Here is a 10,000-nt window from a genome sequence, read left to right as displayed (position 1 = left end):
GTGTTAAATCCACAGCAACTGGCGGATCTGCCGGTGCAAAGTTCAACCAGGCTTTACCCGGACTGGCCTGTGCTGGTGATGCAACCTGTTGCAGCGCAACAAGTGAATCGGCTGATGACAGCGCTGCTGAATTGGGAGAGTAAGGCCAGAAGCTCGGGTTCAAGCAAAGCTTTTGGTGTACCTGCTAACTATCAGTCCGTTGAATACACTTTACAGGCGCTGTCGTTGCCTCCTTTCCAAAATGCGCCTGCTCATAGTTATATGCATAGCTGGACAGATCACAAAGGCGCTGTGTTCTTCATGGCACTGTTGCTCGCGGCTTTGTTAGTTTTGTACCTGATGTTCCGGCAAAAAAGTACCAGGCTGCTGTTGGGCAACGACAAATTACATCAGTTGAATCAAAAACTAACACTGCAAAAAAACCAGATCAGCACAGTACTGAACAACACAGTTCATGTGCTGTTGTTTGGCTTGGATAAACAAGGCCGTATTGTGCACTTTAACGACAATGCTCAGAAGTTACTGCAGGTTGCAGACGAGAGCCTGCGTGGCCAGTTTTTGATGGACTGGGTGCCTGAGCCGGGCCAAAAATCTGCGCTGCAATCTGCCATACAACGCCTGCAGGACAAAGCGGACGGTACTGAGGTGCTGAGCCTGAAAATTCAGCTGGCCAATGGCAAGGAATTGTATCTGGATTCGGATTTATTCCGTGTCGCCAGCGCTCCGGACGAAAGCTCTGATTTTATTCTGTTGGGCACAGACGTAAGCAGGCGTTACTGGATAGAAAAACGCCTGCAAAAAAGTTTTAAACGACTGGACCAGCTGATCGAACGCAGTCCTTCCGTCATTTACGCTTTTGATCCTCTGACGATGAGGCTGAACTACATTAGTCCAAACTGCTTTACTATGTATCTGAAAAGCTCAATGGAGATTATGCGTTTAGCCAACTGGTGGAATTTGTCTGTGGATCCGGACAGTCAGCAGGTCATAGTGCAGAAATTTATGGACTGGGCCGCAGCTGGTTATCCCGGCGTGTTGAAGTACAGCTGTACCTTGCAACGAAACCCGGGGAACTCGGCCATGTACCCTGATGAACCTCAAGCCGGCCAGCATCAGATCTGCATTGAAAACCAGCTGTGTGCGCTGCGCGATGAACATGGCCAGGTAACTGAAGTGATAGGTTCTCAGCTGGATATTTCAGAGCGGCACCAGGCGCAAATGAAACAGGAATTGGCTGCCAGCGTGTTTGTGCAGGCTCGTGAAGGCATTTTTATTACAGACGCCAGCGGTACTATTCTGGATTTAAATAATTCATTTTGCCGCATTACAGGCTACACAGAAACAGAAGCTTTAGGCCGCCATCTGGCACTGCTGGGTGCTTCAGAGTCGGACAAACTGTATTTTGAAGCCTTATGGCAAAAACTGACCCGCACAGGTTTCTGGGAAGGTGAAATTCACGGCAAACGTAAAACCGGTGAAGCTATCATACTGGCGCTGACCATTTCCGTAGTGAAAGACGTGCAGCACAAAGCCATACACTATGTAGCACTGTTTTCCGACATTACCCTGCAAAAAGAGCAGGAAGACAAGTTGCGGTTCATTGCGCACTTTGATGCGTTAACAGGATTACCTAACCGCTTGTTATTAAAAGACCGGATTGCGCAAAACATGGCGCTGGCCAAACGCAGAAAGCAGTTGATGGCAGTTATTTTTATCGATATAGATGGCTTTAAAGCGGTGAATGACAGTTTAGGCCATGAAGCAGGTGACTATCTTCTGGTGGAACTGGCGAAACGAATGCGCTGTGTGATGCGTGAAAATGACACTCTTGCCAGGCTGGGCGGCGATGAATTTATTGCGCTGCTGACTGAACTGCCGGGTGAAGCTGAATGCATACCTCTGATAGAACGTTTGCTTGCCAGTGTCAGCAAGGCTGTAGAGTTACCGCAGCAACAAACCAAAGTGAATGTCAGCGCCAGTATAGGTATTACCTTTTATCCTCAGCCACAGTCCGTAGACGACGCCACCTTGTTACGTCAGGCTGACATGGCGATGTACCAGGCTAAACATGCAGGCAAAAACCAGTACGCTATCTTCACCCACAGCAACAAAGAATTCGTCAATTAATAATTAAAAATGGGGTCAGATCACATAAGTTACGCATAACTTATGTGATCTGACCCCATTTTCATTATTCGATCAGGATTGGGTATTTCAGGTAGTGCTGATCGTAATACGGCAGACGCTGATACAACCATTGCAGCTTGGCTTGTGGATCGCCGGCCAGCTTTTTGTCCTGCTTCAGCGCTTCGTCAAACTCGGCTTTGAGCTTTTTGTCCTGCTTCAGCGCAGTTTCAATCAGCGGCACTATAGCGTAGGTTTCAAAGTACTCTACCCGCTCAAACATACCCAGCATATAACCCCAACTGAACAATGAGTCAGGCGCTGTAGGTTCAAGTAAAGCCACAGCCAAAGCCCCTAAAGGCTGATCTGTACTGACGCGGACCGAACCTGCAGGTAAACGGATTTTTTGCCAGTTGCGGCTGAATTCAGCTTTCACCGCAAAACGCCCCTCAAAAGGTTTGCTGGCAAACTGATGCGAAGTCGCAGTAAGTTGCTGCAGCTGAATAGTTTTAGGTGATTTTAAGCTGGTAAATTGCACGCCGTGTAACGCTAGTTTGGCGATTACTTCTTGTTGCTCTGGCGGGATCCAGTAGGCTTTTGGCACTTCAATTTCGGCCGCTGGTTCTTTTTCCCAGTACACAGGCAACTGCTCATAGTTCAGCGGTTTTCCGGTCCAGGTCTGATAGCTGACACCTGTCACAGGGTCTTTTTTCTGCACAGCTTCCACGCCTTTAAAACTGATATAGTCCGGTGTTTCGCTGGCTTTCCAGGCTAATACCTGACGTTGTGGTCTGGCATTTTCATCGGCTTTTTTCGCCAGTTTCAGCACTGAACCTTGTTGCTGCAACAGCTTTAAACTTTGTTCAAGCAGGACGTAAGTGCCTAAAACCCGCTGTTTGTAAGGTTTTAAACTGTGGTTTTCCACCAGTACAGTCGGAATATGACGCAAGTCGCCATAGCCATTGGAAAACCGTGGCGTTGAGGTGGAACCTGCCAGGCCTTTGCTGAAGTCGCTGCTGTTATGAGCAAAAACCAGCGGTCCGGGAATATGCCCGGCAGCTGTTAAGGCCTGATCCACTTCTGAGCGGAAACTGCTGGCCAGCCAGCTGGCTGCATTAGGACTCAGTGCTGCAAAAGGCTCGTTAAAGCCGTAGGTGATGTCGTACTGATAGTCTTCACCGTCTGTAACATGGATGTCCAGATACAGGTCGGGCTGATAGCTGTTTAATAACTTCAGCAGCGCCTGCATTTCGGGCGCTTCCGCTTTCATGTAATCGCGGTTTAAATTCAGGTTCTGCGCTGTGGCACGCCAGCCCTGTAATTCAGGACCACGCTGGTTCATGCGGTTGTACTTGCCTCTGCGCTCATGACCATCCACAGAAAAAATAGGAATAAACAGCAGGTTCACATCTTTAAGTAAGTCCGCTTTATCACCATGCACTATGTCACGCAGCAGCATCAGTCCAGCGTCTTTGCCGTCAATTTCGCCACTATGAATACCAGCCTGTGCCAATAATACCGGTTTGTTGTCACGGCCTATCATGTCGGGATCAGCTCCAGCCTTCACCAGATAAATAGCTCTGCCCTGCGGACTTTGGCCTATGACTTCGAGTTTTATTAAGGGGGTGCTGGCTGCCAGGCGTTCGAGGAATTTGATAGTGGTTTCGTAATCTGGTGTTTCAGATAAATCCGAAACTTCTGCTGGAGTAACCCAGGGATGTTGTGCTGGCTTAATCAAACTCAGGGTGGCACCTTGCCAATCCGGTAAGGGCGGTAAATGGTCGGCAGCTGTTACGGAGAAAACTAAACTGCACGCCAAAGAAAGGGCGATTTTTTTCATTCTAAACAAATCCATTTCGACGCATTAAAATTATAACGCTTCAGTTTTTACCACTAACAGCCAGCACAAGCCAGCGCTATCAGCAGATAAACTTAAAAATGAGGTCAGAACACATTGTTAAGGGTTAACAATGTGTTCTGACCCTATTTAAATTCAGGTTTTGGCGGGGATTCGATAGATAGAGCAGTACATCAGAGGTAAAAACAACAGCGTTAAAATGGTACCAAAACCCAGACCAAACATGATGACCACTGCCATACTGGCGAAGAAATCATCAGTGACCAAAGGCAACATACCAAGAATAGTAGTGATAGCGCCCATAGACACAGGACGGACCCGGCTCACTGCGCTGTCGTACACTGCATGATAAGGTTCTAAGCCCTGGCTTAACTCCAATTTGATCTGATCCAACAGCACTATGCCGTTTTTCACCAACATGCCGGATAAGCTCAGGAATCCGAGCAACGCTAAGAAACCAAAAGGCACATTGACGCTTAACAAACCCAGTGTGACCCCGATCAGCGCCATAGGCACACAGGCCCAAATCACCAACGCATCACGCATTGAGCTAAACAACAGCACAGTGATCACAAACATCACCAGATAGCCCATAGGCAAGGAGCTGAACAAGGCTTTTTGCGCTTTGGTCTGAGCTTCCAGCTCGCCACCCCAACTCAGGCTATAGCCTGTAGGCAGAGGTATGGCTTCGATTTGCGGCCGCACTCTTTTTAGTAAAGATGACGCGGTGTCGTCGCTTAAAATATTGTGATCGGCCATCACTGTCACAGTGCGTTTGCGGTCGCGGCGCATAATTTGTGGATCTTCCCACTCCAAAGCAAAACTACTGACCACCTGGCTGATCGGAATATAGCGGTTTAACTTAGGGCTGTAGATTTGCAAATCGGCCAGCGCGTCTACACTTTGCCGCTCAGAATCCGGTGCACGGGTGATGATAGGTAACAAATGGGTACCATCACGGTAAATACCGACACTGCGACCATTGACGTGTGTCAGCAGCACATCGTCGACGTCTTGTTTGCTGATGCCAACCCGCCGCGCCAGAGCTTCATTAAACTGCGGCCTTATCACTTTAACCCTGTTGCTCCAGTCATCACGTAGATTTCGGGTGCCTTCGTCCTGCGCCAGGATCTGTTTAGCTTGCTCAGCCAACTGGCGTAGCACATTAGGATCGGCACCACTGAAACGGGCTTCAATTTTAGCGGCAGTGGAAGGCCCCACATCCAATCTTTTCAGTTTGTGGCGCAGCCCCGGGTGTTGTTCGTTGATATACGTGCTGACATCCGCCATACGGCTGGCAAAAAATGATTTGTCCTGCACGCGAACCACCAACTGACTATAAGCGGCGTAAAAACGTTCAGGCTGGTAGGTCAGCATAAAACGGTCGGCACCACGGCCCGAAGTTAAGGTGACGGCTTCCACTCCTTCCAGAGTTTTTAAATACTGCACCACTTCTAAAGCTTCAGCGTCGGACTGTCGCACATCAGTACCAGCGGGTTGCCATAAATCCACCAGGAAAATTGGCGTGTTGGACGCGGGGAAAAACACTTGTTTGACCTTAGAAAAGCCGATCACTGACATAACCAGCAGCAGGATCATCAGAGCATAACTCAGCACTCTGTAACGCAGCACAGCTGTTAACGCTGCTCTGTACCAGTCAAATATAAAACCACGGTAAAGTTCAGGTTCGCCCTGCTCTGCTTCGGCTGCAGCTTTGAGCTCTTCTTTAAAAAACAAACTGGCAAAAAATGGCGTCAGTGTAATAGCTGTGACCCAGCTTAATAACAAGCTAACCAACAACACCCAGAATAAACTACCGGCAAATTCGCCTGTGGCATCGCTGGATAAACCTATAGGTGCAAAAGCGGTGATCGCTATAACCGTTGCACCCAACAAAGGCCATTTGGTTTGTTTGACTATGGCGGACGCCGACTGGCTGATGGTCAATCGCTTTTGCATGCCAATTAAAATGCCTTCGGTGATGACAATAGCATTATCCACCAGCATACCCAGCGCAATAATCAGTGCGCCCAGTGATACCCGTTGCAACTCGATTTGCATTTGCTGCATAAAAATAAAGGTGCCAAGTACAGTCAGTAGCAGGATCAGGCCTATTAAAAAGCCACTGCGCAGCCCCATAAAAACCAGCAGCACCACGATAACGATCAGCACAGATTCCAGCAGGTTCAGTACAAAGCCTCCGACTGAAGCTTCTACTTCGGCAGGCTGGTTGTAGATAGTGTTGATGTCCATACCAACAGGACGGGCATAGTCCAGCTCTTGCATTCTGGCGCTGACTAAAGCTCCTACATTCACCACATTAACGCCCTGACTAAAAGACACGCCTAATGTCAGGGTATTTTTGCCATCAAACTTTAAAATCTGGCTTGGCACTTCCTGCACGTCTTTGTACACCTTGGCCACGTCACCTAAATAAATCAGTTCTTTAGCGGCCGGGTTGCTGATAATCAGTTGTTCCAGTTCCTGCACGGACTGAAACTCTCCCGTTGGATGAATACGGATCCTGTCCGGCCCTACCCGCAAAGCGCCTGCATTGCTAACCACGTTCTGAGTTTGCAATAAACTGGCTATTTGCGAAGGCGGAATACCCAAAGCCGCCAGACGGGAACGCGAAATTTCAACTATTACTTGTTCCTGTTGCCGGCCACTGACGGAGACCTTGCCAACACCATCAACCAGCACCAGCTCGCGGCGCAGAAAGTCGACATAATCGCGAATTTCTTCGTCGGTATAACCTTCGCCTGTAATGGCATACAACATGCCGTATACATCACCAAAATCGTCATTCACGACAGGAGCCTGCACTCCGGGCGGTAACTGGGGTTTTAAGTCGTTGACCTTGCGGCGCAATTCGTCCCAAATTTGTTTCAGCTCTTTGGCCCTGTATATACCTTTCATCTCCACCATGATTTGCGACGTGCCAGTGGTGGAAATAGAGGTGACATGATCAACATAAGGCAATTGCTGAATAGCGTTTTCTATCGGATAACTGACTTCCTCTTCTACTTGCAACGGCGAAGCGCCGGGGTAAGAAGTGATGATCAAGGCCTGCTTCAGGGTAAACTGCGGGTCTTCCAGCCGGCCCAGTCCCAAATAAGCCATGATGCCGCCAATCAACAGAATGGCGGTAACTAACCAGGACGAGGTTTTGTTTTTTATAAAATACTGAGCGACATCCATATCTTACAGACCCCGCTCACGTTGCCATGGCCGCACTTGTTGGTTTTCGGTCAGTTGCTGCACTCCTGCTGTGACCACCTGATCTCCAGCTGCTAAACCTGAAGTGACTTCGATACCACCTGAGGTTAAACGACCTACAGTGACGGCACGCCTTTTTACGACACCGTCCAGATAAACCCAAACAAAACGCTCTGTAGCGTCCACCGGCTGATCATTAGCGGCAAAGACTGCAGTAGCGGGCACCATGACTAAAGAGGCCTGAGTTCGCATCAGCTTGCTCATATCCGCTACGACATTAGCAGTCATACCTGAGAGCACATTAAATTCTTCTGGTGCAGGCATGCTAAATACCACTTTAAAACTATTAGTGGCGCTGTCAGCTCTGGTATCCCATTCTTTGATACTGGCTTTGTAACTTAAGCTTGGGTAGGAATCGAAGATCACATCCGGCTGATAATTCACGCCTTTTTTCACCAGCGCTATCACGTCTTCCGGCACCTGAATGACCACGTCGACCATACCTTTGAGCTGCAATTCCAGTATGGCTTGCTGAGCTGCAACGTTTTCATGGTTTTCAACTAAAGAACGTGACACAGTGCCACTAAAAGGCGCCACCATTTCGGTGTAAGAAAGGTTGGTCTGCGCGGTTTTTAAATCTGCTTCTGCCACTTGTAACTGGGCTTTGGCTTCGTCATACATGGCTTGAGACACCAGTTTTTGCCCTATCAGGCTGGCGGCACGGTCAAACTGCGCTTTGGACAACTGATAACGGGCCTGTGCCTGCTCTACTTTCAATTTGAAATCAGTAGGATCTAAACGAGCCAGCACATCGCCTTTTTTTACTTCCTGACCAGGGCGAATAGAGAACTGCGTAAGTTTGCCGCTGACACGGAATGTTAAACGGGCGTTTTCAGTGGGTTCAACCACAGCAGGAAACTGACGGATTAATTTCTGCTGACCGTCCTGCACCTGATAAAGTTTAACCGGCCTGCTTTGGCTTTGTTCTGCAGTTTCAACAGGTTTGGAACAACCAGCTACTGACACCACACACAGAAACGCGCTTATCATCATCTGTCTGGACATTGAAACTTTTCCCTTAGTTTGTTTTGGCTACACTGCAATTTGTCGCAGCACTATACAAAAGCAAAATTAATATTAAAATTTATATTTACTTCAGTTCTATATAAGAATAATTGATGAACTTGACACAGCTTTATATTCTCGACGCAGTGGCCAGCAGTGAAAGTCTGCTGCAAGCCGCGGTGAAACTGCATAAAACCCAACCTGCTTTAAGTATGGCGCTGAAAAAGCTGGAGCAGGAATGCGGTTTTACTATAGTGGATCGTAGCCAATATCGCCTGCAATTTACTGAAGCTGGCCGCCGTTTTTATCAACAAGCTCAACAACTTCTGCATCAAAGTGCGCAACTGAAATCTTTGGCGCAACACTTAAGCCGTGGCGCTGAAGCCAGTCTGCGTTTAGCTTTTGATGAGGCCGTTGATATGACGCCTTTTTTGGCTGCGATCCGGCAAGCGCAGCAGCAGTTTCCTCACACAGAACTGCTGTTAAGTTGTGATTACCGGCTGCAGGCACTGGAAAAGCTGAAAAATCAGCAGGCAGATTTAGCGATAAGCCCCTGGTATCCGGTGTTTATCAGCATGGGCGATTTTGAAACTGTAGCTATTGGTGGTTTTGAGCTGCTATGTGTAGCTACGCCGGAGTTTTTAGCGCTGTTAGCTGAACCTTTAACGCATCAGGCACAATTGGCAGAGCTGCCGCAACTGGTAGCAAACTCAGAAGCACTGAATTTCGATAGTGGGAAATTGCTGCCGTTGCAATCGGCACGACGGGTGAAAGTGAATAACTCCTTGTGCATGAAACAGTCGCTGTTAGCTCATTTAGGCTGGGGCATGATAGCGAAATATCAGGTTGTAGATGAACTGAAAAGCGGCGCTTTGGTGCAGTTAAAGCCTAAGGAGTTTCCTAAACAGATCCTGGGAGAAGTGCATTTGGTCCGGCACAAAGATCAGCAACTGGGCCCTGTCGCCAAAGCCATCTGGCAACAATTAACTGCCTAAACCGTTAAAATAATCCGCTTGCCAGGATTGAGGGTTCGTCTGAACATACTGGGCTATATGCTGGTAAGCTTCTTCATTACGAATCACATGGTCATAGTAGCCGCGCTGCCATAGTTGTGGTGCATTTTGACCAAATGTTCCGCGAACTGCTTTTTGCGACAAGGATTTAAGAGAGCCAACTACTGAGCCTAATTTTGTGCAGTTTTTCCCTGGTTTGTTGGAAAGCGCGAGAATGGCGTGAAAATGATTTGGCATGAGACCCCATGGATGCAGCTCTACAGCTGGAAAAAGTTCTGGTATTTTTTGCCATTCCATAGCTACAAGTGCGCCTATGCTATTGATTTGCATCTGATCATCGATAATTTCGCCAAAAAGCAAAAAACGCCTGTAACAACATAAAGTGATGAAGTAGAAACCGTTGCTACCATAATCATAATTTTTTAAGCGCACCGAGCGCCTTTGAGGTAATACAGAGTTCACCATCCCCGCCCCCTTTGAAAGTACTCGAGCTGGTTAACTGATTAGCGTGTTTTGTTGACTAAGTTTAGTATCTGTTGGATATGAAGGCAGCAAAGGTAGGTTGTGAAAACTCGCGGGCGACCATAAAGGTCGCCCCTACACAAATTTAAATAACCAACAAGGTATCGTAGGGGCGGGGTTTATCCCCGCCCGCGAATTCCAACACAAAATTCGATAACGGGTTGTGGTTAAAAACCATGATCACACCCTAGGGGCGGGG

At 48.1% G+C, this 10,000-nt stretch carries 6 protein-coding genes; 2 read left to right on the top strand and 4 right to left on the bottom strand.

The window, feature by feature from the left end:
* A partial coding sequence (locus LDL40_RS16430) for a diguanylate cyclase (RefSeq protein ID WP_300996531.1) occupies nt 1-2,127 on the top strand: 2,127 nt, incomplete at its 5' end.
* Between the two features lie 64 nt (nt 2,128-2,191).
* Here the strand turns inward: LDL40_RS16430 and LDL40_RS16425 are convergent.
* From LDL40_RS16425 to LDL40_RS16415, 3 genes are all read right to left on the bottom strand, one after another.
* The gene (locus tag LDL40_RS16425; RefSeq protein ID WP_300996530.1) at nt 2,192-3,964 is read right to left on the bottom strand and encodes a M14 family metallopeptidase; all 1,773 of its coding nucleotides are present in this window, start codon (nt 3,962-3,964) and stop codon (nt 2,192-2,194) included.
* A gap of 153 nt (nt 3,965-4,117) precedes the next feature.
* Complete coding sequence (locus tag LDL40_RS16420) at nt 4,118-7,183, bottom strand: efflux RND transporter permease subunit (protein ID WP_300996529.1); 3,066 nt, start codon at nt 7,181-7,183, stop codon at nt 4,118-4,120.
* Nucleotides 7,184-7,186: 3 nt separating this feature from the next.
* Entirely contained in the window at nt 7,187-8,266 is a 1,080-nt protein-coding gene (locus tag LDL40_RS16415) for an efflux RND transporter periplasmic adaptor subunit (protein WP_300996528.1), read from the bottom strand.
* A 113-nt stretch (nt 8,267-8,379) separates the two neighbouring features.
* On the opposite strand from LDL40_RS16415, the gene LDL40_RS16410 reads away from it, so the two are divergent.
* A complete protein-coding gene (locus LDL40_RS16410; protein WP_300996527.1) occupies nt 8,380-9,261 on the top strand; it encodes a LysR family transcriptional regulator in 882 nt (293 codons plus the stop codon).
* On the opposite strand, the gene LDL40_RS16405 is transcribed toward LDL40_RS16410, so the two are convergent.
* Nucleotides 9,250-9,744: a transposase gene (locus LDL40_RS16405; protein WP_300996526.1), complete on the bottom strand. Its 495-nt coding sequence runs from the start codon at nt 9,742-9,744 to the stop codon at nt 9,250-9,252. The two genes, LDL40_RS16410 and LDL40_RS16405, sit on opposite strands and share 12 nt — an antisense overlap.
* Nucleotides 9,745-10,000: the final 256 nt, after the last annotated feature.

This window comes from Rheinheimera sp. (genome assembly GCF_020217005.1).
In the GTDB taxonomy this organism is placed as follows: Bacteria; Pseudomonadota; Gammaproteobacteria; order Enterobacterales; family Alteromonadaceae; genus Pararheinheimera.
This window is presented reverse-complemented; position numbering and strand designations above follow the sequence as displayed.

What these genes read in the sequence shown, in the direction of transcription:
- LDL40_RS16405 (WP_300996526.1), bottom strand. Translation starts at nt 9,744, where the DNA reads ATGGTGAACTCTGTATTACCTCAAAGGCGCTCGGTGCGCTTAAAAAAT.
- LDL40_RS16410 (WP_300996527.1), top strand. Translation starts at nt 8,380, where the DNA reads ATGAACTTGACACAGCTTTATATTCTCGACGCAGTGGCCAGCAGTGAA.
- LDL40_RS16420 (WP_300996529.1), bottom strand. Translation starts at nt 7,183, where the DNA reads ATGGATGTCGCTCAGTATTTTATAAAAAACAAAACCTCGTCCTGGTTA.
- LDL40_RS16425 (WP_300996530.1), bottom strand. Translation starts at nt 3,964, where the DNA reads ATGAAAAAAATCGCCCTTTCTTTGGCGTGCAGTTTAGTTTTCTCCGTA.
- LDL40_RS16415 (WP_300996528.1), bottom strand. Translation starts at nt 8,266, where the DNA reads ATGTCCAGACAGATGATGATAAGCGCGTTTCTGTGTGTGGTGTCAGTA.